Source organism: Nocardia sp. PLKS1-43 (assembly GCF_059510335.1).
This window is the reverse complement of record NZ_JCAJZQ010000002.1, coordinates 505,645-531,989: the sequence shown is the minus strand read 5'-3', so window position 1 is coordinate 531,989 and position 26,345 is coordinate 505,645. Positions and strand designations below refer to the sequence as shown.

The window sequence follows — 26,345 nt, the reverse complement described above, 5'->3', positions numbered from 1 at the left end:
TGGCGGCCAGCACCGACCGGGGCAGAGGCAGACCGAGCACTCTCGGCCGTCGCGCGCTCAGCAGAATCGACGACGCGACCGATACTGCCGATGCCGTGATGGCAGCCGAATGCTTGCTCACATGTCCTTCCCTTCGCCCTGCCGCCGATTCAGTTCGGCTTCCAGGATCGGCCCGATGACCGCGAGCGCCTCGGGGTTGGTCATCTGGGCGTGAGTCACGTCGACGGAATGTTGCGTGATCTGTCCGGTGAAATACGGTCGCCACATATCGGCGGTCAGTTCGCCGGTGATGCCTTTGCTCGCCGAGAAGTACAGCAGATCGCCATCGTACGACCCCGGCCGGTAGGACGCGGACATCGCCACACTGTCGACATAGCCCTGGTGCAGGCGCTCGAGCTGCCGGCGGGTCAGCCCGTGTCCGGGCCCGGTGCTGGTGGCGAGCAGGTCGACCGCTTCATCGAGAGTGAGCGGCCGGGTGTCCGGAGTGGCTGATTCATTGCCCTGCAGGTGGGTGACCAGATCGCGGACGGTAGGCGGGCAGGGCCGGGGCGCGCCGTCGCCGAAGGTCACGCTGTCGAGCATGACCAGCAGATCCACCTGCTGCCCTCGGTCGCGCAGCCCGAGGGCGAGCGCGTGCGCGAGCTGCCCGCCCAGGGACCAGCCCAGCAGATGGTATGGACCCTCGGGCCGCACGCGCGCGAGTTCGTCCAGATACACCTCGGCGAGTTCCTCGACGCTGCGATATCGCCGCGACTGCCCGGAAATGGCCGGGGATTGCAGCCCGTAGACGGGCCGGTCGGTGACATATCGCAGCAAGCCCGAGTAGCACCATGACAGCGGAACAGCCGAATGCAGGCATACCAACGGCGTCCCGGAACCGTTGCCCCGCAACGGAAGAACCGGCTGCAGCGCCGACCCGCCGAGGGGCATACCGTTGTTCGCGCCCGCGGCGGTGGATTCGATCGCGGCAGCCAACGTCCGCACGGTCGGGGTGAAGAGCGACGCGACCGGCACTGTGGTGCCGGTCCGTTCCGATAGTCGCCGGCACAGTTCGACTCCCAGCAACGAGTTGCCGCCGAGTTCGAAGAAGTTGTCGTCCAAGCCGATCCGAGTCTGCCCGGTCACCTCGGCGATCGTGTCCGCCACCGTGCGCTCGATCTGCGATGCCGGCGCGCGAAATGCCGGGCGCGGCAGCGTCTGTGGATCCGGCAGAGCGGATCGATCGGTCTTCCCGCTGCTCGGATTGATCGGTATCTCGGTCAACGGGACCAGCACTGCCGGAATCATGCCGGGCGGCAGGACCGTCCGTAACCGGGCCGATACGGCGGCGCGGTCGAAGTGCTCCTTCGCCGCCGCTGCCGGCACGACGTAGCCGATCAACCGGTCGCCGAGCGTCTCGGACGCCCACACCCGCACCACGGCCTGATCGACCGCGTCGTCCGCGGCCAGCGCGCGCTCGACCTCGGATGGCTCGATGCGCTGTCCTCGGAGCGAGATCTGAACATCGCCCCGGCCGAGGTACTCGAGCGTTCCATCCGGTTGCTCGCGGACGACGTCGCCGGTGCGGTACATCCGGCTTCCATTCTGCCCGTAGGGATTTCCCACGAAACTGTGCGCGGTGATCCCGGGCCGTCCCAGATACCCGCGCGCCAGCGCGGCACCGGCCAGATACAGTTCGCCCCGGGCGCCGCGAGGAGCCGGGCGCAGCCGGGAATCCAGCACGAGAGTCTGCACTCCCGGCAGTCCCCGGCCGATCGTGATCGTCGCGTCCGGGTCGAGCGGATCGGTTTGCGTCACCACGACGGTGGCCTCGGTGGGGCCGTAGGAGTTGAACATCGGCAACCGGCTCGCCCATCGTGCGGCCAGTCCGGGCGGGCATTTGTCGCCGCCGACGGTGACGGTCCGCAGCGCCGGCAATCGGTCCGGGTCGAGCGTTGCCAGAATCGCCGGTGTGACCACCAGGTGCGTGACCGCGTCGTCCCGCATCACCTGTGCAAGCCGCTGTCCGGCAACGATGTCCGGCGCCAGGACTACCAGGGCCGCCCCGGCGGCGAATGCGGACAGATATTCCAGCATCGACGCATCGCAGAAGGGCGAATGTGCTTGCACCACTATTGATTCGCTGCTGATGCGGTTGCGGGTGCGCAAATCGTCCGCCAGTGTGGCCAGGCCCTCGTGGGTGCTCAGCACCCCCTTGGGCTCTCCGGTGGATCCGGATGTGTAGATCAGATAGGCGGAGTGAGCGGCACGCAGCGGTGTCGTCCGGTCCGCGTCGGTCACCGCGGCGGTGGACCGTGATCCAGCGGCGGCGGTGAACTCGGCGCTGTCGAGCATCAGCCAGTCGATCGCCGTGTCCGCCAGGGGAGTTCGCCACTCGCTGCGAGTAAGTCCCAGCGCCGCACCCGAATCGGAGATCAGCCTCGCCACCCGAACCGGGGGGTCGGTGGGGTTCACCGGGAAGTACACCGCGCCGGCACGGGCAACCGCCCACAGTGCGATGACCGATTCCACCGACCGGGACAAGGCCACCGCGACAACAACTTCCGGCCCGGCGCCGTGCGCGATCAGCTCGCGCGCCCACTGTGCGCTCGTCCGGTCCAGTTCGCCATAGGTCACCGACCGGTCCGGGCCGCGCAGTGCGATCCGTTCGCCGGAACCGATCCCGCTCGCGAGCAACTCCGGCAGCAACCGCCGCCGGCTCGGCTGCCGTGGGGCAGCGATCGTGTGCTCACCGGCGACAGCCGCGAACACCTTGTCCTCGCCGTGAGCGCCCGCGAACCGCGGCAGGCAGTTCATGAACTGCTGCTGGTACCCCGCTACCTCCTCTGCTCCGTACAGGCCGGGGTTGGCATGGAAATCGATCGTGAAGGGCTCGGTGCCGAACCGGTAGCAACTGATCGCCAGATCCTCGACCGGTCCGGCCGAAAGCAGCTGCGCTCGTCCGCGGGCGGAGCCGAAGGCGATGCTGCCGGGCATGGTGAGCACGTTGACCAGCGGGCCGTAACCGTGGCGGCCGGCCTGCCCCACGCCGTGGTCACGCAGCAGGTCCTCGTGCCGGTACAGCTGGTGGCGCAACGCGCCGATCATGCTCAGGCGGACCTTTCGGACCAGCTCACCGACCGAGCTGTCGGCCACGCCCCGAACCCGCAACGGCACCACGTTCGAAACCATCCCCGCCGATTGCCGCAGCGCCGCGGTGGTGCGACCGGCGACCGGCAGTGAGACCGTGATATCGGTGTCACCGGTCATTCGCGCCAGAAACGCGGCCACCGCCGCGACCAGCATCTCGGCCATACCGGTGCCGTACCGCTCGGCGGCCGCGGCGAGCCGGGCCATAACCGCCGCGTCGACGGTGGCATGCGCGAGATGCGGCCGCGCCGACGGTGCGGCGTACCGGGCACTCAGCCGTGTCACGTGATCGAGACCGGCGAGATGTTCTGCCCAGTACACGCGGTCGGCCGCGAAACGCGGCGAGGTTCGATACCGCTGCTCGGCCGCAACGATCTCGGTCAGGGACACCGCACGGCACGGCGGTGCGGTCCGGCCTTCGGTCGCGGCGCGATGTAATTCGGCCGTTCGCTGGAGAACTCGGGCAGCGCCGAAGCCGTCCACCGCGATGTGATGACTGCGCGCGTAGCAGCGGTATCGATCGGGGCCGAGGACGAACAGCACCGTCTTCGTCACCTCGGCGTCCGTCAGGTCGATACCGGCTTGATGGTCGCGGCTCATCCAGACCTGTGAGGCACGTTGGGGGTCGGGGTGATCGCTCAGGTCCACGCAGTCGAACCCGGTGTCCAGGTCGCGGTCGAGGTATTGCCGAGGCCGGCCATCGACAATCGCGAATCGCACGTGCGGAGACTGCAATTCGCGGCCGGCTTCCCGGACACAGTGCTGCAGCAATTCGAGGTCGAGATGGCCCCGCACGTCCGTGTATTGCGCGATGGTGAACGGAACTTCCGGATGTAATTGCTGTGCCAGCCACAGTTCGTACTGTGCGACCGATAATTCGAAGAAGTCCGGTTCCGGAGTCGCGCTGACAGCAGCAGGCAGGGCCGTCACGAAGCGACGCTTTCCCCGAGGAAGCCTTTTACCTCGTCCATCATGCGGCCGACCGAATCGGCGACGAAAAGGACTGGCTGGCAAACGCTGTCGTCGATGCCGCTGGCGATGATGTCCTCGACTCGGAACTCCCGCAAATCCGCGTTCACGAAGGACTCCATTTCCGTGACCGAGGACAAGATCGCGGCTCCGTACGCGCGTGGCCTCCCGTTCTCGGCGACCACGCCGACCTCCAGGGTGAACCAGAACAACCGCGCGATCGCTGTCCTCGACTCATCCGAGTCGGCGCGGTTGGCGGCGCGCCCGAAGCAGCGATACAGTTCCGCGAATTCCGGATCGGCGAGCATCACCGCATGTCCGACCAGTTCGTGGATGATGTCGGGGTCCGGCGAGAACGCCTGCTCGGTCAGGGGCCGCACATCCGGGGTCGCGTGCAGGATGCCGTCGGCCATCGAGCCGTAGAACAGCCGACCCGGTTGGCTCCCGACGGCCGGCGCGAGCTCGAAGCCGGTCAGCGAACGAAGCGTGCGGGAGACCTCGCTCAGTTGTGGCACCTGGGCGGCGGGCAGTTCGATCCGGCGAGCGGCCGAACGATAGTGCGCGCAACCGAGTTGCTCGTGCATGGCGCGAAGCGTCGCGAAGACACGCGACCACAGCGCGTTCTCGTCGTTGCTGTAGGCGAAATCGGGCAAGGGCCGACCCGGGCGGCATGCGCGGGCAACGCGCTTTCGCTCGGATCGAACGTCGAGACCAACCGTCATCGCAATCAATCCTCTCGTCGACCTGCCTGGGCCGCGTAGCCCGTCACCGCTCGAAATCGATCGGCTCTGACCCGTTTTCAGCGCGAGTACCCGCGAACACTGCCCGCAAACACATGGCAACGCCGGCTCGTGAGGTGGAAAGTGGTTTGGCGCAGCGTATTTCTCGAGTATGTTTCGCGTCCCGGTGGATCAGCCGAATCCGCCTGGGCCCGGGCCGTCCTGGCGGGCGTGGACCCACCTGGTGATCGGCGCCTGCCCGGCGAACTTCCAGTCCAAATACTCCTGTTCGGACCACGTGAAAATCTGTCGCCACACCTCGCCGGTGCCCAGCACCAGCGCTGCCGCCAGTATCGGAAGGATGTCCAGATATACCGGCTTGTAAGGTTCCTTCAGCATCGGTGCGATCACGCCAACGGATGATCGGTCCGCGGGGGCATTGAACCACTCTCCAGCGAAATTGCGGCGGAACACTTCGCCGAAATACCGATGGAACTGGTCGGTCACCCGCATGAGCGCCTGCGAATTTCCCGCCGTGCCGCTGGGAAACAATTGCAGCGCAGCCCGTTCGGCGTGACGCAGTCCGTCGACTGTCCAGGGGTCGGATGGCATGTCCGGCACGGTCGTGTTCAGAAACGTCTCGATCTGCTCGTCCATGCGGGCCAGCCAGGCCGTCCAGGACGGATCTTGCTGGTCACGTCGAATTCTCTGTCGCTCTGCGGGCGTGTAGGGGCCTGCTTTATCCATAGCGGTTGCTCTTCCGCACGGTAGGGGCAGCGGCGATCGAAGCTCGAAGTGCAACGGTACGTCAGGGCACGCTTGCGTGGCAGGCGCCACGCTACGGGCAGCCGCACCTCGGTCGGCCCGCATCACCTGGACGCCAGGAGACCGGTGGGTTTCAGAGCTGGCTCGAATGGTCTCGTATCACCGGCGACTTGGTGCGGTACCGGAAAGGTAGCGGTCCCGAACGCCCACCGCCCCGGCGTGCGCACCGTACCGAGGGCAGACCGGGTCGGGACCAAGCAAGTGAATCGGCGTGCCGGCCACGGTCCCGGCGCTCAGGTCGCGGGACAACATGAGCAGCTTGCTCCGATACCGGGCGTATGCCACGGCCTGCCACCAACTCTTCCCGGCGCTCTGTTTCGCCAGGCCGATGAGACCCGCCATCACCTTCTCGTCCTCGATGTCGTAAATCCTGCACAGCGCCTCGACATCCACGACCCGCACGTTCGGGGACTTGCCCGCTTCGATACGTGACAGTTTGGATGCGGACCATTGCATCAGTGGTGCAACGTCTTCGAGTTTCAGTCCGGCTGCCGATCGGTTCTCCTCGAGGTATTGGCCCAGCTGCCGTCGCGGCAATGTGGTCGAGTTGTCATCGCTGCTGTCGTTCGTCGTCACGGCCTCTCCGTTCGCATGGTGAGTGTCGGCGGTTTGCGCGGTGCGGCGAAGGCGGCGAGGTTGCCGCGGCGTGCGTGGGTAGTCCGGTGCCGCTTACCGAGACTCAGCCGACCGCGATGTTCTTCCCGACGCGTCCCGAGTCGTCCGACAGGTCGGCATGGCGGGTCTCGGGACCCAGGAGCGCGCCGCCGGTGATCAGTACGCCACCGAGCACCAGCAGTACGGCCGGGCTGAAATCGCGTGGCATCAAGTGCCCCAGCCAGTTCTGGTAATAGGCGTAGAACGAGGTGATCAAAAGCGGTGTGCTGTAACCGAGTCCGAAGCCGGTGCCGCGGGCCGCGACGGGAAAACGCTCACACAGGTAGGACGGCGTCACCGCGAAGACGCTGCCGCCGGTCATCCGAATCACCAACGCGACCAACACCAGTGCGAAGAATCCGCTCGACCGGCCCAGCGCGAGAAGCGCGAAACTACCCGCGCAGATCACACCGACGGCGACTCCGTTCCATGCGATGAAGCGGCGCCTGCCGATCCTTTCGCTGAGCTGTCCCAGGAACGGGAAGAACAGCGCGTGGATCCCCTGCGCGATCACCAGCACGCCGGTGACCTGCGTGGCGGTCAGGTGGCTGTCCTCGTGCAGCGCGGTGGGCAGGATGCCCGAGGCCATACTCGACGCGAACCACACTCCGGTCATCAGCACGAAGATCTGCGCGAAGTCGCGACGCTGTGATCCCAGCACGATCTCGCGGATCGGATTCCTCGTCTTCCGGGTCGACGTCCAGGCCGCCGATTCGTCCACGGACCGCGCGTAGTAGATCAGGAAGACGATCGACAGCACCGCGCCGAACGCGAACGGAATTCGCCAGCCCCACACCGTATATGCCGCATGGGGACCACCCTCGTGCGCGAATTGCAGCACGACCAGGGTCGCCACGGCGATGACGCAGTTGGCGAGGGCGGAGCCGCCGCCGATGAAACCGCCGTACCATCCGCGCCGCCCCTTCGGCGATGCCTCCATGGCGAGCGGCGTAGACCCGGTGTACCCGCCGCCCATGAACACCCCGTCCACGAATCGCAGCACGATCAGCAGTGCCGTACTGGCCAGGCCGATATCGGCGTAGCCGGGCAGGACGGCGATCAGCGCGGTCGCGATCGTGCATCCGGCCACCGCCCAGAGCGTCACCCGGCGTCGCCCGACCGTATCGGCGAAGTAGCCGAAGATCATCGAGCCGACGGGCCGGCCGAGCAGGGTCGCGACGAAAACCAGCGCCGAGGTGACGGCCTTGGTGTTCGGCGGCATATCGGCCGGAATGAAGTAGATCATCGCGGGCACGAGCGTCACCGTCGGCAGGTACACGTCGTACATATCGACGAAGAACCCGAACGCCGCACCGAATACCGCATTGCGCGTTCGCCGGGAATCGTGTGCGTCGGGCGTCGGATCGTCCTGGACAGTCGACATCTTCGTCTCCTCGAACTGGTTACGGGCACAACAGACCCGCAGCAGCGACCTGTCCGGCGTTCGAGCGCGCCGCGGTGCGAGGTCCCGCGCGTCCGGGCTCGGTGTCCACACCATGCGCACATGATTGTCGAACAATCTGGATGTCGAAGTTAACATCCCGACGTAGGCGCCACAAGGCTTGCGCAGTCGATCGGCGTATGCTTCGCGTGGCAATGCTGGAGCGCTTCAAGTCGGCTCCGCATCTTGTAAAACAATCATTGACGTAGCTGTCCTGTAGTCCGGTGCGGCCGAGGCGAGCCGCGACCCTCCAGACTGTTCAATCAGTGATTGAATCATCGTTTGAAATATGTTTGACTCGGTGACATGGCTGAGCAGGTCGAGAACGCGGCGGGTACCCGTGAGCGGCTGCTCGCGGCGGCGGAGCAGTTGCTGCTGACCGGGCGGTACGACGAGGTTTCCGTGCGCGGGATCTGCGCGGCGGCGGGCGCGAATTCCGCTGCGGTGCATTACCATTTCGGCTCCAAGGAGGCGCTCGTCGCGGCGCTGATCGAGGATCGTCTCGGTGCGTTGTGGGATACCCGGCTCACCGAATTGACCGCGCGGCATGCCGCGGTGCCGGAGGTCGTCGACGCGGTGATCGAGCCGTTCGTCGAGCTGGCGGCCGATCCGGTGGGGCGGTTGCACCTGCGGTTGATGGCGCAGTTCGTGCTCGGCCGCCGCCCGGTGGGATTCAGCCGGCCGTGGTTCCGCCTGGATACCTGGGACGGGTTGCTACCGGGCGTGAGCGAACGCGAGAGCCGTCGCCGGTGGATGCTCGCCTTCGACCTGATCATCATGCGATTCGGCAGCGTCGAATCACAAGGTTCCGAACTGTCCACGGGTGCGGTGGCGACACTGCGCGATTTCGTCGTGGCCGGATTGACCGCTCCCACAGGAGAGAATCGATGAACGACATCTTCGCCCCCGCGAAGCTCGGCCCGATCACCTTGCGCAACAGGGTGATCAAGGCCGCGACCTTCGAGGGGCGCACCCCCGACGCCTTGGTGACCGACGAGCTGATCGGGTTCCATCGCGAAATCGCCGCCGGCGGTGTGGGTATGACGACCGTCGCCTACTGCGCCGTCGCTCCGGGCGGCCGCACCGATCGGCATCAGATCTGGATGCGCCCGGAGGCATTGCCCGGACTGCGCAGGCTCACCGACGCGGTGCATGCCGAGGGTGCGGCGGTCAGCGCTCAGCTCGGTCATGCCGGACCCGTCGCGAACGCGGCGTCCAACCGGTTGCCCGCGCTCGCGCCCAGCCGGATGTTCAGTCCGCTCGGAATGCGGATGATGAAGGTTCCCGACGAGTCGGAGATCGCCGAACTCGTTGCGGCACATGCCGATGCGGCCCGCTGCGCCGAGCAGGCCGGATTCGACGCGGTGGAGATCCATTTCGGGCACAACTATCTGGCCAGTTCGTTCCTGAGTCCGTTGCTGAACCGGCGCACCGATCGATACGGCGGTTCGGAGGAGAATCGCGCCCGGATGGCCCGTGAGATCGCCCGCGCGGTCCGTGAGGCGGTGGGCGGGCGGCTGGCGGTGACGGCCAAGCTGAATATGGCGGACGGCGTGCGCGGCGGTCTGGGGCCGGCCGCGTCGTTGCGAGTCGCCGGGTGGCTGGAACAGGACGGCTGCCTCGACGCGCTGGAGTTGACCGCGGGCAGTTCACTGCTCAACCCGATGCTGCTGTTCCACGGTGACGCGCCGCGCGCCGCGTTCGCGAAGACGCTGCCGGGGCCGGCGCGATGGGGTTTTCGTGTGGTGGGTAAGAAGTTCCTGCGCGAATATCCGTACCGCGACGCCTATCTGCTGGACCTGGCCCGGCAGTTCCGCCGCGAGTTGTCGCTGCCGCTGATCCTGTTGGGCGGCATCACGAATCTCGAGACGATGCGGCTCGCCCGTGCGGAGGGTTTCGACTTCGTCGCCATGGGCCGCGCGCTGTTGCGGGAGCCGGACCTGTTGCGGCGCATCCAATCCGATCCCGCGACCCGATCGGCCTGCATTCACTGCAACGAATGTATGCCGACCATCTACACCACCACGCGGTGCGTGCTGCGCCTGGATCAGCCCGCCGCCGCAGATTGAACCGCGACCGACCGAACGAGGAGTTTGCAACTGTGGCAGGACGATTGACCGGACGCATCGCGCTGATCACCGGCGCGGCCGGAGGTATGGGCGCTTCGCACGCGCGCGCCTTCGTCGCCGAGGGCGCGGCGGTGGTGCTGGGCGATATCGCCGACGACACCGGTGAGCGGCTGGCGGCCGAACTCGGCGAGCGGGCGGTCTACGTGCACCTCGACGTGACCCGCGCGGACGATTGGGCGGCGGCGGTCGACACCGCGGTCCAGCGGTTCGGCGGCCTCAACGTTCTGGTCAACAATGCCGGCCTGCTGGACGGCGGGCCCTTGGGCGTCTACACCGAAAAGCAATGGGAGCGTGTACTTTCGGTGAATCTGACCGGGCCGTTCCTGGGCCTTGGCGCGGCCCGCGACGCGCTGGTTGAATCGCGCCCGTCCTCGGTGATCAATATTTCCTCGGCCGCGGGCATTCAGGGAGTCGCGGGGATGCACGCGTACACCGCGTCGAAATTCGGCGTGCGGGGGCTCACCAAATCCGCCGCGCTGGAACTGGCTCCGCACGGTGTGCGGGTCAACTCCGTACATCCGGGCGGCATCATGACCCCGATGATCGGCGCGCCGGTCGCCGAACCGGGCGCTGCTCCGGCCGTGGACGTCGAATCGAATTCCCTTGCACGACTTGGTCTTCCCGAGGAGATCACGGCTCTCGTGGTCTTCCTGGCCTCGGCGGAGTCCAGTTACTGCAACGGCGCGGAATTCGTCGCCGACGGCGGAATGACGGCCGGGTCGACCATCGGCTGATCGCTGGGAAGGCGCTACTCGGTTCCGGGCCTCGGTGCTGCGATGATCGGGGTCATGACAATCGAAGTACGCCGCTCGGGGCCGGACGATCGGGCCGCGATACTGCGGCTGATGGAAGCGTCGCGCGGCGACGGGCTCTCGCCGCAGGAGCGCGCCGAACGCGGCTTCGTGCAGGGCACGATGGACCGGGATGTGCTCGCCCGGTTCGAGGCCGGTACCGGCGTATTCCTCGCCGAGGAGGGCGATCGGCTCGCGGGCTTCGCGATGACCTCCCAAGCCCTCGACCCGCCCGACGGACCGCCGCGCCGGACCGCCGAGGCCGCGCGGGCCGCGGTGGGCGACCGGCGGCTGTTCCTGTACGGACCGGCCGCGGTCGATCCGCGGTTCCAGGGTCGCGGTGTGCTGACCCTGCTGTTGCGGGGGCTGTGTGAGCAGTTGCGCGACCGGTTCGATCTCGGTGTGGCGTTCGTCGAGGACGCGAACCGCAAATCGCTTGCCGTGCATCGTCATTACGGAATGAACGAAGTACCCGGATTCAGTCTGGGGGAGCGGCGGTATCACGTATTCACCTTCGCGCCCGCGCAATTCGCGGTCCCGGCGTCGTGATCGCGCCCGCGCGCGGCCTGACTCGCGATATCAGCTCGCCAGCAGTACCGCGATCAGGGAGATCGCGCCCGGCAACGCCTGAACCAGCAGGATGCGCCGTCCGGCGGTGAAGCCGCCGTAAAGCCCCGCGACCACGACGCAGGCGGTGAAGAAGATCGCCGCGTCGTGACCGACGGGGTCGGCGGCGATCAGGCTCCAGATCAGGCCCGCGGCCAGAAATCCGTTGTACAGGCCTTGATTCGCGGCCAGCACCTTGGTCTGCGCGGCGAATTCGGCGGTGTTGCCGAAGGAGGCACGCACGCGCGGGGTGGTCCACAGGAACATCTCCATGACGGCGATGTAGATGTGCAGGATCGCCAGGAGTCCGACCAGAATATCGGCCACGATTCGCATGCGGGTACGCCTTTCTCACGGAGTCCGCCCGTCTCGCAGCACAGCATGCCGGGTCCGGCGAACGCGATGCGGGAAGACGCGCCGTTCATTCACCGAGCGCGCCGGGTTCACGGGCGGCCGGGTGGCGCGGGCGGGGTGCCGGGAATTGGATGGAAGCCAGGCGGAATCGCACTTGCCGGGCGAAACTACCGGGACCGCAAGAGGTTTCCGAATTCATCGAGGGCGGGCGCATAGAGTCGTGGGTCGCGGGTATCACGGTCGCCGAGCGGTGACGACGTGACGAACCGGACTCGACGCCACCGCCGTCGCGATCGCGCTCGGATATGCTCCCGGGAGCAGTATCGAGACCAGCACGTCGGGCCAGGGAAGGGAACGCCGTCTTGTTCGAACGCACGATACAGAAGTCCGTCGAAATGCTCTTGCGCGGCGGAACGGGTGTACAGGTGCCGTTCGCGGCGAGATACGTCGACCGGTTGCGGCAGCGGCATCCGGACCGTTCTTCAGAGGATATCGAGAAGAAGCTGGAGTCGAACTACCTGATCGTCGTCACCGCGAGCGGCACCATCGCGGGTCTGTCGGCCGTCGTGCCCGGGGTGGGCACGCTGATCGGACTGGCCGCCAGCGGTATCGAATCCGTCTTCTTCCTCGAAGCCTCCGCGCTGTACGCCGCCTCGGTGGGCGCGCTGCACGGCATCGAGACGTTGCCGCCGGACGAGCAGCGCGCTCGCGTCGTCGGTGTGGTGCTCGGCGAGAGCGGTATGGCGTTGCTGGGCCGCAATGCCAGTCAGTCGGCCAAGGATTGGGCCAATGTGGTGGCCGACAAACTCCCGATCGTGCGCAATATCGACAACGCCATGGCGAAACGGTTCATCGTGCAGTTCATCGTCAGACGCGGCGTGCTCCTGTTCGGCAAGACATTGCCGATCGGCATCGGCGCCGTGGTCGGGGCCGCGGGTAACCTCACCTTCGGCCGGAGCGTTATCGCGAATGCGCACAACGTATTTCGTCCGGACGACGTCGCCGCGACGATGCGGCGGGCCTAACTCGGCCCGCCCGGATTTCGCAGAATCCCCTGGATCGTGTGCAGAGCCGCACCGAGCACCGGCCCGCGCCGGCCCAGCGGTGAGGCGGTGACCGCCTGGGGGTCGAAAGGCCTTACGGTGAGCCGGGTTCGAAGCTGCCGGCGAATGCGGGGCAGCAGCCAGGTGCCGAGTTCGGCGTAGGCTCCGCCGACCACCACCGCGGCGGGGTCGAACAGGCCGATCGCACCGGCGAGGGCGATACCCAGTGCGTCACCTGCGCGTTCGATCGCGTCCAGGGCGCCCGGATGTCCCGCGCGGGCGTGTTCGGCGAGAACGGTGACCGGGTCCGTGGCGGTCGGCTCGGGCAGTCCGGCCGCGTGCAGTACCGCGTCCTGGTTCGCGTACAGCTCCAGGCATCCGCGACTGCCGCAGCTGCATTCCGGTCCGTCCGGGTGGACCGGCATATGTCCGAGTTCTCCGGCGAAACCGCGTGATCCGGTGTAGAGCCGTCCGTCGATCACCAGGGCCGCGCCGATTCCGGCCTCGGCGGAGACGTGCAGGAAGTTGCCGGGGGCATGTGCGGTCCAGAGTTCGGCGAGGGCACCGAGATTGGCCTCGTTCGCCAGTTCCGGTGTCGCTGGCCCGGGCCAGAGTTCGGCTATCGGTACGTCGTGCCAGCCGAGATTGGGTGCGTGCGTGAGTATCGCGGGTCCGGGTCCGGGCAGGCCGGGTACCGACAGTATCGGGGACTGCGGGCGCAGGCCCAGGGTTTCGGCTTCGGACCGGGCCTCGTGGGCCAGGTTCGCCAGTGCGGCAAGGACTTCGGTCGGATCGTGATGTGCGTTCGCCCGTTCGACGCGCCGCCATACCCGCGCCTCGCCGCGTAGATCGGCCACGCACGCGCCCAGGTGGCACACCCCGATCTCGAGTCCGAATCCGGCGGGTCCGCTGTCGTTGAGCGTCAGCGTGCGCCCCGGACGGCCCGCGCGTCCCGAGGATGCCGTCGGCCCCTCGCGCACGAGTTCGGCGGCGATGAGCTCGTCGACCAGGCTGGAGACCGCCGCACGGGTGAGGCCGGTTCGCCCGGCCACGTCGGCGCGGGACAATTCCGGATGCGCTGCCACGGTTTGCAGGACGACGGCCAGATTCTGCCTGCGCATCCCCAGTTGGGATGCGGCCCGGCCCGGGGAGTGCGCGGGCGCGATCTCCCGATGTGCGGTTCCGCTGTGGTCGTGTCGTACGTTGCGAGAGTCGGGGGCCCCGCGTGATATTTCGGTCATGCGCCGGCACCCGTGGCGCGGGATCGCGCAGGACCGGACGGCGCTGTCGGCCGTGTGACCGGCGATCGTCGGTGACGGGCGGCGCCGGTCGTGCGTCGCTGTACGCGGGGGAGGCGTTCGCTGGGGCGGACGATGCCTTTCCCGGCGCGCCCACGCCCGGCGCGGCGAGCGATCGCCGGTTCGAGTGTCGCATCCGGTGCAAGCCGGTGGACGATGGCGAGGAGTTTCGTGTTCATCCGGCGCTCCTGGATGTGGCCGAGTCGGCTGCGCCTTCGCCGAAAAGCGGTGCGGCGCAACGAAGTGTCTCGGCGATCCGGTCGGCCGCGCTGCTGTCGCGCGGAACCGGTTCCAGCAGTGGGCCCTCGGCGGTGCCCCAGCGTCGCGCGACCGCGTAGGGGTTCTCGCCGGTCAGCAGCGCCGCGGCCTGGGCGGCCGCACCGAGAGCGACCAGTTCCCCGGCGGGCGGGATCCGGACCGCGCGGCCGGACAGACGCAGAACCGTGTGCTGCCAAGCCGTTCCACGGGCCCCGCCGCCGATGAGAAGTAGCGGAGTGTCCCGGTCCGGCGACGCGGCGCCGGGTGTGAGAACCGATTCCAGCGCTGCGAGCAGTGAATACACCGCTCCGTCGTAGGCGGCTTGCAGAATCTGGCCGGGGGTGGTGTCGTGGCGCAGACCGTGGATCAAGCCGCTCGCGGAGGGCAGGCGAGGGGTGCGCTCCCCGTCGAGATACGGCAGAACGACCGCGCTGCCGCCCGGCTCCACCTGCTCCCGGTCCAGACCCAGCAGCGTCGCGACGCGGTCGATGGCCTGGGTGCAGTTCAGCGTGCACGCCAAGGGCAGCCAATCGCCCCCGGCATCGGCGAATCCGGCCACGACTCCGGTGGGGTCACCCGGGCGTGCCAGGGTGCGGGCGTACACGGTGCCGGAGGTGCCCAGGCTCAGGACGGGTGTGCCCGCCTCCAGCCCCAGGCCCAGCGCCGCGGCCATATTGTCTCCGGTGCCTACCGCGACCGGAATCCCTTGCGGCACAGGTCCGTCCGCGCGCGACGGGCCCACCGCGCGGTCCGGCGGCGCGAGCGCGGGAAGCGTCGCGGAATCCAGTCCGATCGCCGCGAGCACCTCCTGGTCGTATCCCGAGGGCGTCCACCAGGCCGTGCCCGAGGCGTCGCCCCGGTCGGTCGCGCCGATGCCGGTCAGCCGCTCGGTGAGGTAGTCGTGCGGAAGTCGCACGGCCGCAACGCGTTCGGCGTTGCGGGGTTCGTTCTCGCGCAGCCATGCCCACTTGGCGGCGGTGAAGGAGGCATTGGGCACCGAGCCCGCGCGCTCGGCCCACCACCGCGCGCCGAAGCGCTCGACCAGCGCCTCGGCTTGGGGCGCCGAACGTACGTCGTTCCACAGCAGCGCCGGGCGGACCGGTTCGCCGGCGGCGTCCAGGGTCACCAGGCCGTGTTGCTGTCCGCCGATCGAAATCGCCTCGGCCCGTGCGGAATACCCGGTTTGCTCGACCGCCGCGCACAGTGCCGACCACCACTGCCGCGGATCGCTCTCGCGAGCCCGGCCCGGACTGACCGCATGCGGTGCGCGCCCCTCGCCGAGCACCTTCCCCGAATCCGCGTCGACCGCCAGCGCCTTGGTCGCCTGCGTCGAACTGTCGACGCCGAGGACGACGCGTTGAACAGTCATGGTCACGCTCCTGCCGTGGTCGTGCGGACGGTCTTCCCATCCCGGTCACCGCCCACTATATTTGTTTTTCGACTTAACAAATAGGGATTCGTCCCGCGCAGAGTTCGGAGCCGCGCATGAGCAGGTTCACTCCCACCCCCGCCGACCGATTCACCTTCGGCCTGTGGACCGTCGGCTGGCAGGGCCGCGATCCGTTCGGCGACGCGACGCGCCCGGCGCTGGATCCGGTCGAATCGATCGAGCGCCTGGCCGAACTGGGCGCGTACGGCATCACCTTCCACGACAACGATGTGATTCCGCTGGACGCATCGGAATCCCAACGGGCGCAGATCATCACGCGTTTCCGGGCCGCGCTGGACAAGTTCGGCCTCGCCGTGCCGATGGCCACGACCAACCTGTTCACCCATCCGGTGTTCAAGGACGGCGCGTTCACCGCCAACGACCGTGACGTGCGGCGTTATGCCCTGCGCAAGACACTCCGCAATATCGATCTGGCGGTTGAGCTGGGCGCGTCCACCTATGTCGCCTGGGGTGGCCGGGACGGGGCCGAATCCGGCGGGGCCAAGGATGTGCGCCTCGCGCTGGATCGGCTGAAGGAAGCTTTCGACCTGCTCGCCACGCATGTCCGCGAGCAGGGCTATGGAATCCGCTTCGCCATCGAGCCCAAGCCGAACGAACCGCGCGGGGATATCCTGCTGCCGACGATCGGCCATGCCCTGGCCTTCATCGACGAGCTGGAATTCCCGGAACTGTTCGGCCTGAATCCTGAAGTGGGACATGAGCAGATGGCCGGATTGAATTTCCCGCACGGCATAGCTCAGGCACTGTGGCACGGCAAACTCTTCCATATCGACCTGAACGGTCAGACCGGCCCGAAATACGATCAGGACCTGCGTTTCGGCGCGGGTGATGTGCGCCAGGCATTCTGGCTCGTGGACCTGCTCGAACGCAGTGACTATCAGGGCCCGCGCCATTTCGATTTCAAGCCGGCGCGCACCGAGGATTTCGAGGGGGTCTGGGCTGCGGCGGCCGGGTGTATGCGGAACTATCTCATCCTGGCCGACCGCGCCAAGGCATTCCGGGCCGATCCGGATGTGCAAGAGGCGCTGCGAGATTCGCGGGTGGACGAACTGGCGGTGCCGACCGCGGCCGACGGTCTGTCCGGGCTGCTGGCCGACCGCGCCAGCTTCGAGGAATTCGATCCCGAGGCCGCCGGTCGGCGCGGGATGGCCTTCGAGCGGCTCGATCAGCTGGCTCTGGAGCATCTGCTGGGTGCTCGCTGACCGGCCGCCGCGGCGGTGGGCCGCGGTGGTGATGCGCCGGTAACTTGCGGGCGTGGGCGGCTCCGGCGAGGGCTGCCCGCGCGCGGGGTGAGGTGAAGCGGCTCCGCGCGAGCTTCGCTGTGCCACACCGTGATCGGTGCGTGATCGGGGTGTGATCGGCGGATTTCGGAATGTCGAACGTCGGCTGAAGATGTTCGGAAGTCCTAGGTTTTCGCCGTGCAGTCCCGGGGTACTTATGGTTCGAACTTCAATATGAATCTTTCATCCGGCAGGTAATGCTGGACCGTAACTCGACCGGGTCACATCCCGTCGGGTGGCGACGCCGTGTCCGCCGGGCTATGCTGCAGCGCGTAATGAATCGGGGCCTCCAACAGGGGATTCGGGTGTATACGGGGTGTACACCCGTGCTGTTTCGATTAATGGTCGGTTACGAAGCGGAAAGTGTAGAAGTTGGCCGTATCAGTAAATTCGCAGAACGGTCAGGCTACCGCTTCCGGCAATCGAGATCTGCGCGCGGCCGGCAGCGCGTTCGGCGCGTGCGCGGTCGTCGCGGCGGTCGCGGTGATGGGCGCGGTGTTCGTCACCCCCGTCGATGAACGGTTGTCGATGGCGATCGGGTGCAGTGCGGCCGCCGTCCTGGTGTGTGCGATCGCCGCCACGGGCGTCTACTACGCGACGCAGGCGCGCCGGTACCGGACGCTGGCCGAGGAATCCGAGCGCACCCTGGAGGCCGTGCATCGGGAGGCTTCGGCGCGGGTGAGCGCTGTGCGCGAGGAACTTTCGGCGCAGTTGGTCGCGGTGGGCGAGGATGCCGCGCTGCGGATCGAGGCCGCCGAGCGGGCCGTGGCCGACCGGGCCGCGCAGGCCCGGCAGAGCGAGCGCCGCCGTGCCTCGGCATTGGCCGCATTCGCGGGCGCGGCCGGGCGGATGCAGGCCATGACCACCAGCATGCTGGCCGAACTGCGCGAGATGGAACACCGCCACGGCGACCCGAAGGTCCTGGCCGACCTGCTGGAACTCGATCACCGCACCGCACAGGCCGGTCGCCTCGCCGACAGCGTCGCGGTGCTCAGCGGTGCGCGCACCGGGCGACGCTGGGCCAAACCCATTGCGATGGAGTCGATTCTGCGCGGCTCGATGGGCCGCATCGCCGGATATCAGCGAGTGCGGTTGCGTGTCATCGCCGATATCGGCGTCGCCGGACACGCGGCCGAGGGCGTGATGCACGCGCTGGCCGAACTTCTCGACAACGCCTGCAACTTCTCCCCGCCGACCACCGAGGTGCACGTCTACGCCGCCGAAGTGCCCGCGGGCGTGGTGGTCACCATCGAGGACAGCGGCCTGGTGATGAGCGAGTCGGCGCTGCGTCGCGCGGAGGAGGCGGTATCGGGCACCGGGACGGGCGAGCGCTCGGATCTGTCCTCGCTCACCGGAACTCGGCTCGGCCTCGCGGTGGTCGGCCATCTGGCCCGCAAGCACGGCCTGCGAGTGTCGTACCGCCCGTCGGCGATCGGCGGCACCGCCGTGGTCGTGGTGGTGCCGCGTGATCTGATCGTCCGAGTGGATCGTGGTGCGCCCGCGACGGTTTCGATCGCCTCCTCCCGCACCGAATTCCAGCAGTTGCCCGCCGCCCGGTTCGATACCGCCGTACACGCGATCGCCGCGGCCGCCGAATCGAACGGAACCGCAACCGCCACCGCACCCACCGCCTCGCCGCTGCCGAAACGACGCAAGGGCAGCACCCTGGCCGCCGTGCATCCCGAAGGACTGGGCGAGTCCGCGGAACCGCCGGGCGCGCCGGTCTCCCCGCCGCCGAAACCCGCTGCGCTGGGGGCTTTCCAGCGCGCGATCAGCGGACGCGACAGCGCGGACACCACCGATCCGTCCCCGACCGTGGAGAACGAACAATGACGACATCCGCGCCGTCCCAGCTGGGCTGGCTGCTCGAACAGCTGCTGTCTCGCACCCCGCAGACACGTCACGCGCTGCTGCTGTCCAGCGACGGGCTCAAGATGTGCCATACGCCGGAGCTGACCGTCGACAAGGCCGATCAGCTGGCCGCGATCGCGGCGGGGATCCAGAGCCTGTCGCACGGTGCGTCGGTCGAGTTCGGTGACGCCAAAGGCGGTGTGCGCCAATCGATGACCGAATTCCACGGCGGAATCCTGTTCATCGTCCAGTCCGGACTGGGCACGCATCTCGCGGTGGTCGCGAACGAGGAGGCCGACGCGGGCCTGGTGGGGCACAACATGGCCGAACTGGTCGAACAACTCGGCCACCACTTGGTCGCGCAGCCACGAAACGGGGGCGCGGCGTGAGGTATTCGCGATGAGCCGGTCCGTCCGGGACGAGGGGCCCGACCGGTTGTACACGCTCACCGGTGGCCGCAGCAAACCCGATTCCGACGCGTTCGACCTGGTCACCCTCGTGGTCAGCGAATGCGCTCCCACCTCGGGCATGCAATCCGAACACGTCGCGATCCTGGACATGTGCCGGGCCCCGACCGCGGTCGTCGAGATCGCGGCCGAACTGCGTCTGCCGGTCGGCATCGTCACGATCCTGTTGTCGGATCTGCTGCACGCCGGCCGAATCACCGTGCGGCATCCGTATTCCGGCTCCACCGACCGCGATGCGGGGTGGACCGGAGTCGCCGATGCCTCCACCCTCGAGAAGGTGCTCGTTGGACTCCGCAAACTTTGATCGGCCCGCCCGCGCGGACGCACCGCTGCAGGACACCGTGCAGCAGGGGCTGAAGATCGTCATCGTGGGCGGTTTCGGGGTCGGCAAGACCACCATGGTCCGGTCGGTCAGCGAGATCCGGCCGCTGGACACCGAGGCGACCATGACCGATGCCGCCGCGGGCGTGGACGATCCGTCCGCCGTGCCCGGGAAGTCCACCACCACTGTGGCATTCGACTTCGGCCGGATCACCATCGACGCCGAACATGTGCTGTATCTGTTCGGCGCGCCCGGTCAGGAGCGGTTCTGGTTCCTGTGGGACAGGCTGTTCACCGGCGCTCTCGGGGCGATCGTGCTGGTGGACCCCGGCCGGATCGCCGACTGCTGGTACGCCATCGACCGGCTCGAATATCAGCGCACGCCGTTCGTGGTGGCGTGCAACGACTTCGGCACCCGGGTGACCGATCCCGAGGAGGTGCGCGCCGCACTGGATCTGGATCCGCACGTCCCGCTGGTGCAATGCGATGCCCGGTCCCGGGATTCGGGCAAGCAGGTCCTGATCACCCTCGTCGAGCATCTCTACGCAGGTGCCGCCCCGACCCCGGAGTCCGCGCCATGACAACGCCCGAAGCCGGCTACGACCACATCGCGGGCTGCCCGGTGCACCCGGACTCCTCGGTGGTGCCGTTGAGCGGACCGCGATTCCATACCGATCCGCATCGGCTCTACGCGGAGATGCGCAGCGCGCACGGCCCGGTGGTGGCGGTCGAGCTGGCGGGCGGGATTCCGGCGTGGCTGGTCATCGGCTACCGGGAACTGCATCAGGTGACCAGCGATCCGGATCTGTTCCCGCGCAACGTCGCCCTGTGGAATCAGTGGCCGAACATTCCGCCGGACTGGCCCCTGTTGCCGATGGTCGGTCAGCCCATTCCCTCGATCTACTTCACCGCGGGCGCCGAGCACCGGCGGCACGTGGCGATGGTGGAACCCGCGCTGGAATCGATCGATCCGTTCGAATTGCGCAGTACCTGTGAGGATCTCGCCGATCGGATGATCGACGTGTTCTGCGGCCGGGGCGAGGCCGAGCTGGTTTCCGAATTCGCCGAACCGTTGCCCGTGCTCGCGCTGGCGCGGCTGATGGGATTCTCCGAGGCGGAGGCGCCCGAACTCGCGTGGGCGATGAAGACTCTCGCCGACGGCGGCGCTCAGGCGCAGGCGGCGTATCAGCGGTTCACCGAACTCGCGCACGGAAGGGTGCATCGGGAACGAGAACATCCGGGCCACAACATGATCACCGCGATGATCGAATTCCCGGAGCCGTTCACGGCCGAGGAGTACGGCTACGACGTGCAGGCGGTACTGGCCGCGGGACATCTGACCACGGCGGACTGGTTGATCAACTCGCTGGGGCTGATGCTGACCGACGAGCGTTTCGCCGTCGCGTTCGGCGGCGGGCGGCGCAGCGTGGATCAGGCCATGAACGAGGCACTCTGGGAGGACGCGCCCAATCAGATTCTCGCGGGCCGCTGGGCCTCGCGCGACACTCGCTTGGCGGACAAGGTGATTCGCGCGGGCGACATGCTGCTGCTCGGTCTGGGCGCGGCCAACGGCGACCCGCACGTGCGCGCGCACCTGGGGGATGGCGCGGATCTCGTGCACGCGGGTAACAGCGCGCATTTCGCGTTCAGCCACGGTGAATACCGGTGCCCGTTCCCGGCGCAGCAGATCGCCGAGATCATCGCCCGCACCGGTATCGAGGTGCTGCTGGATCGGCTGCCCGATATCGATCTCGCCGTGCCGCCGGACCGGCTGGTGCGCCGGCCGTCGCCATTCCTTCGTGGAATGTCTTCGCTCCCAGTCAATTTCACACCGGTTCGTGCAGTCGGAGGTATGTCGTGAGCAACCAATGTCCCCTCGTCGTCGACCCGATGATCGGGGATCTGGCCGGGGAAACCGCGCGATTGCGCGACGAGGGCCCGCTGACCAGGATCGAGCTGTTGGGCGTTCCGGCGTGGACGGTGACCGATCACCAGATCGCCCGGCAGTTGCTTGTCGACCCGCGCCTGGTCAAGGACATCGGCTCCTGGTCGCTGTGGACCTCCGGCACGGTCACCCGGGAGTGGCCGCTGATCGGCATGATCGACGCCGGTCGATCGATGTTCACCGTCGACGGGCCCGAACACCGGCGGCTGCGGATCAAGACCACCCAGGCGCTCACGCCCCGGCGGCTCGAGGCGCTGCGGCCCATGATCGAACGATTCACCGGCGAACTGCTGGACGATCTCGCCGCCGCGGGGAGTGACGGCGAGGTCGTGGACCTGAAGGCGGTCTTCGCCTATCCGCTGCCGATGCGGGTGATCAGCGAGCTGATGGGCGTGGATCGCGCCGACCATCCGATGCTGCTGGAGCGCTGGAAGGCGTTCTTCTCGTTGCTGACCCCGCAGCAGGATCGGCTGCGGATCATCGAGGAGATGATCGCGTACTTCACGACCATGGTGCGCGAGCGCACCGCGCACCCCACCGACGACCTGACCAGCGCGTTCATCCAGGCCGACGAGGGTGGTGAGCCGCTGACCGAGGAGGAGGTCGAGGGCAATCTGCGCGCCCTGATCGCCGCCGGGCACGAGACCACGGTCAGCGTGATCATCTCGGCCGTGCGGGCGCTGCTGACCCATCCGGACCAGCTGAAACTGGTGCGCAGCGGCGAGGTCGAGTGGAAACAGGTGATCGAGGAGACCCTGCGCTGGGACGGCCCGGTGATCCACCTGCTCATGCGATTCGCGACCGAGGACATCGCCGTCGGCGACACCGTGATCGAGAAGGGCGAGGGTGTGGTGATGTCGTACCGGGCGATCGGGCGCGATCTCGCGGTGCACGGCGCGGACGCCGACGATTTCGACATCACCCGCCCGACCGCGCACCGCAACATCTCCTTCGGCTACGGTCCGCACATCTGCCCCGGCGCGGCCCTGGCCCGGCTCGAGGCCGCGATCGCCCTGCCCGCCCTCTTCGAGCGTTTCCCGGACCTGGACCTGGCCGTTCCGGTCGGGGAACTGCGGAACCTGCCGGTGCTCACGCAGAACGACGTGGCCGCGCTTCCGGTGCGTCTGACGGCTGTCTGAACGGTTCCACTAGGCAATTTCTGGAACGTGTTCTAACTTGGGAGGTGTCCGGTACCCAGCGAAAGGCGCATGACCGATGGCACCTGTCATCCCGCAGCACGACGAGCCCGACTACCTGCACCGTGAACCGCTGCCGGTCGACATCCTGATCCGGTCCCTGGATCGCTATGCCGATCGGACGGCGATGTACGTGGGGGACGACGAGCTCACCTATCGGCAGGTCCGTGATCAGATCAGCCGTTTCACCCAGGCATACGCGGCGCTGGGCATCGCATCCGGTTCGGCGATCGCGATCCTGTCCGCGAATCGCCCGGAGGTGCTGATCGCCCAGGGCGCCAACGCACTGTCCGGGATCCGGTCGATGGCGTTGCACCCGATGGGGTCGCTGGACGATCACGCCTACGTCCTCGAGGACGCGGGCATCGACACCCTCGTCTACGATCCGAGCGCCTTCGAGGAGCGCGCCGCCCAGCTCGCGCCGCGGGTTCCCGGATTGAAGAATCTGCTCGCCTTCGGCCCCACCGAGGCGGGCACCGACCTGCTGGCCGAGTCGGAGAAGTTCGAGCCGCAGAAACTCGTCGGACCCAGCTCGGGCATGGACGACGTGTTCAGCCTCGCGTACACCGGCGGTACCACCGGCAAGCCCAAGGGCGTGCAGATCAGCAACCGCGGCACCGCGACCATGCTGCGCATCCAGATGACCGAGTGGGAATGGCCCAGCGAGACAAGGTTTCTCGTGTGCACGCCGCTGAGCCACGCGGGCGGCGCGTTCTGGAACCCGACGAGTATGCGCGGCGGCTCGATCGTGGTGCTGCCCGGATTCAACCCGGAGAAGCTGTGCCAGGCGATCGAGAAGTACAAGATCACCGCGACGATGCTGGTGCCGACCATGCTCTACGCCCTGCTGGACTACCCGGATCTGGACAAGTACGACCTGTCGAGCCTGGAGACGGTCTTCTACGGCGCGTCGGCGATCTCTCCCGCGCGCCTGGCCGAGGCCATCGAGCGGTTCGGCCCGATCTTCTTCCAGTTCTACGGCCAGGCCGAATGCCCGATGGCGATTTCGGCGCTGCGCAAGGCCGATCACGATCTGAGCCGTCCCGAGCGGCTGGCCAGCTGCGGGCGGCCGGTGCCGTGGCTGCACGTCGCGCTGCTGGACGACGAGGGCAACGAGGTGCCGGACGGCGAGCCGGGCGAGATCTGCGTGCGCGGGCCGCTGATCATGCGGGGCTATCTGAACAAGCCCGAGCAGACCGCCGAGGCGACCAAGTTCGGCTGGCTGCACACCGGTGACGTGGCCCGCAAGGACGACGAGGGCTACCTCTACATCGTCGACCGCAAGAAGGACATGATCGTCTCGGGCGGATTCAACGTCTTCCCGCGCGAGGTCGAGGACGTGCTGTCGGCCCACCCCGCGGTGTCCGCCGCGGCGGTGATCGGTGTGCCGGACGAGAAGTGGGGCGAGTCGGTGACCGCGATCGTGGTGCTGCGGTCGGGCCAGAGCGTATCGGCTGAGGAACTGCAGGCGCTGGTCAAGGAGCACAAGGGCGCGGTGTACTCGCCCAAGACGGTCGAGTTCGCCGACAGTATTCCGTTGAGCCCGTTGGGTAAACCGGACAAGAAGGCGTTGCGCGCTCGCTACTGGGAGGGCGCCGGTCGTCAGGTCAACTGACCGACCCTAGCTGGAAACGACTGTGCGCCCGCCTGATTCGGACGGGCGCACAGTCGCGTGAGCGGTCAGGACTTCCACAGCCCCGAATCGCGGATGGCCTCGGCCAGCGGTTCGAGCACCGCCGGATCGTGCGGGGTGGGGATGTAGATGATCGCCAGATCCAGGCCCTTCTCCTCGAAGGCGGCGATCTGCTCGAGGAATTCGGGGTAGCTCTGGCCCGGCTCCAGCCGCTGGTGGGCGGACAGGGTGATCTCCGCCGGATCGCGGCCGATGTCGGCGCAGTGCGCCGCGAGCACGTCACGCTTGTGGGCGAACTCGTCGGGGGTTCCGCCGACGAAGTTCCAGTGCTGGGCGTACCGCGCGGTGATGCGCAGCGTGCGCTTCTCGCCGTTGCCGCCGATGCAGATCGGCGGGTGCGGCTGCTGCGGGCCCTTCGGCTCGTTGCGAGCGCCCTTCAGCTGATAGAACTTGCCGTCGAAATCCGTTGTCTCCTGGCTCAACAGGCCGATCAGCACCTGGCAGGCCTCCTCGAAACGGTCGAGCCGCTCCCGGATGGTGCCCAATTCGATGCCGTACGCGCCGGATTCCTCCTCGTTCCAGCCCGCGCCGATGCCCAGTTCGAGACGTCCGTCGGAGATGATGTCCAGCGCCGCGGCCATATTCGCCAGCACGGCCGGGTGCCGGTAGTGGATGCCGGTCACCAGGGTGCCCAGGCGCAGCCGCGTGGTGGCCTGGGCCAGGGCGGTGAGCGTCGTCCAGCCCTCGAGGCAGGGGCCGGTGGAATCGGAGAAGATCGGATAGAAGTGGTCGAATGTCCAGCCGGACTCGTACACCTCGATCTGGTCCGCGGCCCGCCAGACCGCCAGCATGTCGGCCCAGGTGGTGTTCTGCGGTGAGGTTTTGAAGGCGAATCGCATGGGTGCAACGCTACGATCTGGAGTGTGCTCCATGTCAAGCAGCCTGCGGAAATGTCATCGCGAGGCATGACCGCCTGGCAGGTCACCCGGCCGGGGCCGATCTCCGGCGGGCCGTTGCGGCGAGCGCGGGTGCCGATTCCCGAGCCGGGCGCGGGTGAGTTGTTGGTCCGGGTGCTGGCCTGCGGGGTGTGTCGCACGGATCTGCATGTGGCGGAGGGAGATCTGCCGGTGCATCGGCCCGGTGTGATTCCCGGACACGAGATCGTCGGCGAGGTGGTCGCGCGCGGCGCTGACACCGCCGCGGAGTTCGCGGTGGGGGACCGGGTGGGCGTCGCATGGCTGCGGCACACCTGCGGGGTGTGCCGGTTCTGCCGTCGCGGCGCGGAGAATCTGTGCCCGGATTCGCGCTACACCGGCTGGGACGCCGACGGCGGATACGCCGAATTCACCACGGTGCCATCGGATTACGCGCATCCGCTGCCGTCCGGATATACGGACGCGGAGCTGGCGCCGCTGCTGTGCGCGGGCATCATCGGATATCGGGCGTTGCAGCGGGCCGCGCTGCCCGAGGGCGGGCGGTTGGGCATCTACGGGTTCGGCGGCAGTGCGCACCTGGCCGCCCAGGTGGCGCTGGCGCGCGGTGCGCAGGTGCATGTCATGACCCGCGATCCGGCCGCGCGCGAACTGGCCGTCGCGCTCGGGGCGGCCTCGGCACAGGGCGCGGCGGACCCGCCGCCGGTGCCGCTGGATGCGGCGATCCTGTTCGCGCCGGTCGGTACTCTGGTGCCGCCGGCCATGGCGGCGCTCGACCGCGGCGGGGTGCTGGCGATCGCGGGCATTCATCTCAGTGCTGTTCCGGCGCTGAACTATCAACGACATCTGTTCCAGGAGAGAGAGATTCGGTCGGTGACGGCCAATACCCGAACCGATGCACGCGAATTCCTGGCCTTCGCCGGTGCACACCGGCTCGAGGTGACGGTGCACCCGTACGGGTTGGAGTTTGCGGACCGCGCCCTTTCGGATCTAGCAAACGGGCAGTTTGCGGGCGCCGCCGCGCTCATCCCCTGACACGCCGGTGACACGCCGA

23 protein-coding genes are annotated in these 26,345 nt (G+C 67.8%); 14 read left to right on the top strand and 9 right to left on the bottom strand.

The features are described from left to right. Nucleotides 1-117 precede the first annotated feature (117 nt). The 5 genes from AC5WS7_RS10320 to AC5WS7_RS10300 all read right to left on the bottom strand — a co-directional run bounded on the left by AC5WS7_RS10320 (nt 118) and on the right by AC5WS7_RS10300 (nt 7,680). Nucleotides 118-4,059, bottom strand: a complete 3,942-nt coding sequence (locus AC5WS7_RS10320; RefSeq protein WP_495954191.1) for an amino acid adenylation domain-containing protein — start codon at nt 4,057-4,059, stop codon at nt 118-120. Beyond that, on the bottom strand, nt 4,056-4,820 hold the full coding sequence (locus tag AC5WS7_RS10315) for an amino acid hydroxylase (RefSeq protein ID WP_495954190.1): 765 nt from the start codon (nt 4,818-4,820) through the stop codon (nt 4,056-4,058). Before AC5WS7_RS10315 ends, AC5WS7_RS10320 begins: the two co-directional genes overlap by 4 nt. A gap of 189 nt (nt 4,821-5,009) precedes the next feature. Continuing rightward, a complete protein-coding gene (locus AC5WS7_RS10310) occupies nt 5,010-5,474 on the bottom strand; it encodes a hypothetical protein (protein WP_495954189.1) in 465 nt (154 codons plus the stop codon). Between the two features lie 267 nt (nt 5,475-5,741). Next, entirely contained in the window at nt 5,742-6,218 is a 477-nt protein-coding gene (locus AC5WS7_RS10305; RefSeq protein WP_495954188.1) for a helix-turn-helix domain-containing protein, read from the bottom strand. A 103-nt stretch (nt 6,219-6,321) separates the two neighbouring features. Then, nucleotides 6,322-7,680 carry an MFS transporter gene (locus AC5WS7_RS10300; RefSeq protein ID WP_495954187.1) on the bottom strand — a complete coding sequence of 453 codons (1,359 nt, stop codon included), beginning with the start codon at nt 7,678-7,680 and terminating at the stop codon, nt 6,322-6,324. 363 nt (nt 7,681-8,043) lie between these two features. Between AC5WS7_RS10300 and AC5WS7_RS10295 the strand changes: the two genes are divergently transcribed. The 4 genes from AC5WS7_RS10295 to AC5WS7_RS10280 are packed head-to-tail and all read left to right on the top strand — an operon-like array spanning nt 8,044 to nt 11,206. Next, complete coding sequence (locus AC5WS7_RS10295; protein ID WP_495954186.1) at nt 8,044-8,628, top strand: TetR family transcriptional regulator; 585 nt, start codon at nt 8,044-8,046, stop codon at nt 8,626-8,628. Then, a complete protein-coding gene (locus AC5WS7_RS10290; protein WP_495954185.1) occupies nt 8,625-9,806 on the top strand; it encodes an NADH:flavin oxidoreductase in 1,182 nt (393 codons plus the stop codon). Before AC5WS7_RS10295 ends, AC5WS7_RS10290 begins: the two co-directional genes overlap by 4 nt. A gap of 32 nt (nt 9,807-9,838) precedes the next feature. Further along, on the top strand, nt 9,839-10,600 hold the full coding sequence (locus AC5WS7_RS10285; protein ID WP_495954184.1) for an SDR family oxidoreductase: 762 nt from the start codon (nt 9,839-9,841) through the stop codon (nt 10,598-10,600). Between the two features lie 54 nt (nt 10,601-10,654). Further along, the gene (locus AC5WS7_RS10280) at nt 10,655-11,206 is read left to right on the top strand and encodes a GNAT family N-acetyltransferase (protein ID WP_495954183.1); all 552 of its coding nucleotides are present in this window, start codon (nt 10,655-10,657) and stop codon (nt 11,204-11,206) included. A 30-nt stretch (nt 11,207-11,236) separates the two neighbouring features. Here the strand turns inward: AC5WS7_RS10280 and AC5WS7_RS10275 are convergent, their stop codons facing one another. Further along, nucleotides 11,237-11,599 (bottom strand): DUF1304 domain-containing protein, encoded by a 363-nt coding sequence (locus AC5WS7_RS10275; protein ID WP_495954182.1) that lies wholly within the window; start codon nt 11,597-11,599, stop codon nt 11,237-11,239. 380 nt (nt 11,600-11,979) lie between these two features. Between AC5WS7_RS10275 and AC5WS7_RS10270 the strand changes: the two genes are divergently transcribed. Next, a complete protein-coding gene (locus AC5WS7_RS10270; RefSeq protein WP_495954181.1) occupies nt 11,980-12,642 on the top strand; it encodes a hypothetical protein in 663 nt (220 codons plus the stop codon). Here AC5WS7_RS10270 and AC5WS7_RS10265 read toward each other — a convergent pair. Further along, nucleotides 12,639-13,901 (bottom strand): ROK family protein, encoded by a 1,263-nt coding sequence (locus AC5WS7_RS10265; protein ID WP_495954180.1) that lies wholly within the window; start codon nt 13,899-13,901, stop codon nt 12,639-12,641. The genes AC5WS7_RS10270 and AC5WS7_RS10265 overlap by 4 nt on opposite strands. A 232-nt stretch (nt 13,902-14,133) precedes the next feature. Further along, complete coding sequence (gene xylB / locus AC5WS7_RS10260; RefSeq protein WP_495954179.1) at nt 14,134-15,585, bottom strand: xylulokinase; 1,452 nt, start codon at nt 15,583-15,585, stop codon at nt 14,134-14,136. Nucleotides 15,586-15,701: 116 nt separating this feature from the next. Between xylB and xylA the strand changes: the two genes are divergently transcribed. The 8 genes from xylA to AC5WS7_RS10220 all read left to right on the top strand — a co-directional run bounded on the left by xylA (nt 15,702) and on the right by AC5WS7_RS10220 (nt 24,341). Then, a complete protein-coding gene (gene xylA / locus AC5WS7_RS10255; RefSeq protein WP_495954178.1) occupies nt 15,702-16,868 on the top strand; it encodes a xylose isomerase in 1,167 nt (388 codons plus the stop codon). Nucleotides 16,869-17,318: 450 nt separating this feature from the next. Next, nucleotides 17,319-18,779: a sensor histidine kinase gene (locus AC5WS7_RS10250; protein WP_495954177.1), complete on the top strand. Its 1,461-nt coding sequence runs from the start codon at nt 17,319-17,321 to the stop codon at nt 18,777-18,779. Next, nucleotides 18,776-19,186, top strand: a complete 411-nt coding sequence (locus tag AC5WS7_RS10245; RefSeq protein ID WP_495954176.1) for a roadblock/LC7 domain-containing protein — start codon at nt 18,776-18,778, stop codon at nt 19,184-19,186. Before AC5WS7_RS10250 ends, AC5WS7_RS10245 begins: the two co-directional genes overlap by 4 nt. Before the next feature lie 10 nt (nt 19,187-19,196). Next, the gene (locus AC5WS7_RS10240; protein ID WP_495954175.1) at nt 19,197-19,568 is read left to right on the top strand and encodes a DUF742 domain-containing protein; all 372 of its coding nucleotides are present in this window, start codon (nt 19,197-19,199) and stop codon (nt 19,566-19,568) included. Then, nucleotides 19,549-20,166, top strand: a complete 618-nt coding sequence (locus AC5WS7_RS10235; protein ID WP_495954174.1) for a GTP-binding protein — start codon at nt 19,549-19,551, stop codon at nt 20,164-20,166. Before AC5WS7_RS10240 ends, AC5WS7_RS10235 begins: the two co-directional genes overlap by 20 nt. Beyond that, entirely contained in the window at nt 20,163-21,446 is a 1,284-nt protein-coding gene (locus AC5WS7_RS10230; protein WP_495954173.1) for a cytochrome P450 family protein, read from the top strand. The genes AC5WS7_RS10235 and AC5WS7_RS10230 overlap by 4 nt, the downstream gene beginning before the upstream one ends. Next, nucleotides 21,443-22,669: a cytochrome P450 family protein gene (locus tag AC5WS7_RS10225; RefSeq protein ID WP_495954172.1), complete on the top strand. Its 1,227-nt coding sequence runs from the start codon at nt 21,443-21,445 to the stop codon at nt 22,667-22,669. Before AC5WS7_RS10230 ends, AC5WS7_RS10225 begins: the two co-directional genes overlap by 4 nt. 76 nt (nt 22,670-22,745) lie before the next feature. Continuing rightward, nucleotides 22,746-24,341 (top strand): AMP-binding protein, encoded by a 1,596-nt coding sequence (locus AC5WS7_RS10220; RefSeq protein WP_495954171.1) that lies wholly within the window; start codon nt 22,746-22,748, stop codon nt 24,339-24,341. Between the two features lie 65 nt (nt 24,342-24,406). Here AC5WS7_RS10220 and AC5WS7_RS10215 read toward each other — a convergent pair whose 3' ends face one another. Then, nucleotides 24,407-25,258 (bottom strand): LLM class F420-dependent oxidoreductase, encoded by an 852-nt coding sequence (locus AC5WS7_RS10215; protein WP_495954170.1) that lies wholly within the window; start codon nt 25,256-25,258, stop codon nt 24,407-24,409. 66 nt (nt 25,259-25,324) lie between these two features. Between AC5WS7_RS10215 and AC5WS7_RS10210 the strand changes: the two genes are divergently transcribed. Then, nucleotides 25,325-26,326, top strand: a complete 1,002-nt coding sequence (locus AC5WS7_RS10210) for a zinc-binding alcohol dehydrogenase family protein (protein WP_495954523.1) — start codon at nt 25,325-25,327, stop codon at nt 26,324-26,326. The last annotated feature ends 19 nt before the right edge of the window (nt 26,327-26,345 follow it).

Coding starts and splice junctions, on each gene's coding strand:
- xylA (WP_495954178.1), top strand. CDS start 15,702: ATGAGCAGGTTCACTCCCACCCCCGCCGACCGATTCACCTTCGGCCTG.
- AC5WS7_RS10240 (WP_495954175.1), top strand. CDS start 19,197: ATGAGCCGGTCCGTCCGGGACGAGGGGCCCGACCGGTTGTACACGCTC.
- AC5WS7_RS10230 (WP_495954173.1), top strand. CDS start 20,163: ATGACAACGCCCGAAGCCGGCTACGACCACATCGCGGGCTGCCCGGTG.
- AC5WS7_RS10210 (WP_495954523.1), top strand. CDS start 25,325: ATGACCGCCTGGCAGGTCACCCGGCCGGGGCCGATCTCCGGCGGGCCG.
- AC5WS7_RS10220 (WP_495954171.1), top strand. CDS start 22,746: ATGGCACCTGTCATCCCGCAGCACGACGAGCCCGACTACCTGCACCGT.
- AC5WS7_RS10295 (WP_495954186.1), top strand. CDS start 8,044: ATGGCTGAGCAGGTCGAGAACGCGGCGGGTACCCGTGAGCGGCTGCTC.
- AC5WS7_RS10300 (WP_495954187.1), bottom strand. CDS start 7,680: ATGTCGACTGTCCAGGACGATCCGACGCCCGACGCACACGATTCCCGG.
- AC5WS7_RS10310 (WP_495954189.1), bottom strand. CDS start 5,474: ATGGACGAGCAGATCGAGACGTTTCTGAACACGACCGTGCCGGACATG.
- AC5WS7_RS10315 (WP_495954190.1), bottom strand. CDS start 4,820: ATGACGGTTGGTCTCGACGTTCGATCCGAGCGAAAGCGCGTTGCCCGC.
- AC5WS7_RS10245 (WP_495954176.1), top strand. CDS start 18,776: ATGACGACATCCGCGCCGTCCCAGCTGGGCTGGCTGCTCGAACAGCTG.
- xylB (WP_495954179.1), bottom strand. CDS start 15,585: ATGACTGTTCAACGCGTCGTCCTCGGCGTCGACAGTTCGACGCAGGCG.
- AC5WS7_RS10275 (WP_495954182.1), bottom strand. CDS start 11,599: ATGCGAATCGTGGCCGATATTCTGGTCGGACTCCTGGCGATCCTGCAC.
- AC5WS7_RS10290 (WP_495954185.1), top strand. CDS start 8,625: ATGAACGACATCTTCGCCCCCGCGAAGCTCGGCCCGATCACCTTGCGC.
- AC5WS7_RS10280 (WP_495954183.1), top strand. CDS start 10,655: ATGACAATCGAAGTACGCCGCTCGGGGCCGGACGATCGGGCCGCGATA.
- AC5WS7_RS10265 (WP_495954180.1), bottom strand. CDS start 13,901: ATGACCGAAATATCACGCGGGGCCCCCGACTCTCGCAACGTACGACAC.
- AC5WS7_RS10215 (WP_495954170.1), bottom strand. CDS start 25,258: ATGCGATTCGCCTTCAAAACCTCACCGCAGAACACCACCTGGGCCGAC.